The organism is Vibrio thalassae (assembly GCF_900089835.1).
GTDB lineage: Bacteria > Pseudomonadota > Gammaproteobacteria > Enterobacterales > Vibrionaceae > Vibrio > Vibrio thalassae.
Genome location: NZ_OANU01000096.1, coordinates 1 through 1,537, shown reverse-complemented (window position 1 = coordinate 1,537; position 1,537 = coordinate 1). Strand labels below are relative to the sequence as shown.

The following is a 1,537-nucleotide window of genomic DNA, read 5'->3' as shown; positions in this document are numbered from 1 at the left end:
CGGCGTTTTTCAAGGTAGTTGTCGCCTTTAATTTTTTAAGCAGCTTCTTTCTGCCTTTCAGGATTTAGCTTAACTTCACCAACTTCATCCCAGTTTCTAGATTCGTTTGACCACCGCTGTGGGTTGGCTGCTCTCGCTTGTTTATAAAGCTCTTTGCGCTTAGCTAAGATGGTACTATCCTCTCCATTATGGCGTTGAACTGGGGTCACGAACTTAATTCGACTATGCCTATGCTCATTGTTGTACCAGTACACAAAGTCACGGACCCAAGCTCTGGCTTCATCTAAGCTTTTAAAGCCTTCACTAGGCCAGCGACGGCAGTATTTTACCGTTCTAAACAAAGACTCCGAGTACGGGTTGTCATTACTTACACCTGGTCGACTTCGTGACCCTATAACCCCCATTTCCAGCATCTTTGCTTGCATGGTTAAACACTTCATCGGGCTACCATTATCAGAGTGCAGGACTACATCATTACGTACTGACTTTTCTGACCACAGAGCTCTTTCTAGAAGCTGTGACGCGTACTCGCCAGATTCACACACATGCACTTCCCACCCCACTATTTTCCGGCTGTAGATGTCTACTATCATATATAAGTAGTAAAACAGACCTCTAACAGTTGATGGGCAATAGGATATATCCCAAGTCCAGACCTGATTAGCTGCAGTAGCCGTGTAACTCTCCGGCCTAACTAGACTTCCGCTTGGCTTTGCTCGACCACGATGCTTAAGTTGATTGTTCTCTTTAAGCACACGGTAAAAGCTTGATTCTGATGCGATATACACGCCTTTATCAGCAAGCTGAGGGACTATCTGACTTGGGGCCAAGTCAGCATATTCTTTTTGATTACTGATGGTCAGTATTGTTTGTCTTTCAGCTTCACTAAGCTTGTTTTTTGGCTCAGGTCTTATTGCTGTCGGCCTTTTGTCGGGTAATACTTGGCCACTTTGCGTCCACCTTTGTAGAGTGCGTATAGTGAGCCCAATGGTGTTACAAGCTTTTTCCCTGGTTGCCCCTGCGTTAACCGCTTCTTCTACGATACTGACATAATATTGCCTATCTGAGAGGGAGGTTAACTGTCCTCGTCTTCGCCCCAGTAGGCATTGAACTTTTTTCTTAAAACCAGTAATGCAGCAGTTTCAGCTAACGCAGACTCTTTTCTTTGGAGCTCTTTTTGAAGCTTTTTAATTTCCAACTTATCGGCTTTGCGTTCTTGAGAGAGCTGCTTTTTTTGCTCCGCTTGAGTTTGGTTGCCCGCAATACAAGCTTGCTTCCACTCTAAGACCTGCTCAGGGAATAGGCCTTTTTCACGACAGTATTCACTGAGTTCTATTTCAGAGAGCGTGGCGGTTTCAAGTACAACAGAAAACTTTTGTTCTGGTGACCATTTATCTGGTGAGGTACTGCTTGGCATTGATGGGGCTACTTCTAAATACTTATTCTTCCAATCGTGCAGAGTAGAGATATGCATACCTTCATTATCTGCAAACTCCCGCAAGGATAAACCACTTTCAACAAACCTGCGAATAGTTGC

1 protein-coding gene is annotated in these 1,537 nt (G+C 44.4%); it reads right to left on the bottom strand.

Annotated elements, in window-relative coordinates; genetic code table 11:
* Nucleotides 1-35 precede the first annotated feature (35 nt).
* A protein-coding gene (locus VTH8203_RS18990; RefSeq protein WP_096995050.1) for an IS3 family transposase occupies nt 36-1,531 on the bottom strand; the annotation gives its coding sequence in 2 pieces (ribosomal slippage) (nt 36-1,120 and nt 1,120-1,531; 1,497 coding nt in all).
* Between the last annotated feature and the right edge of the window lie 6 nt (nt 1,532-1,537).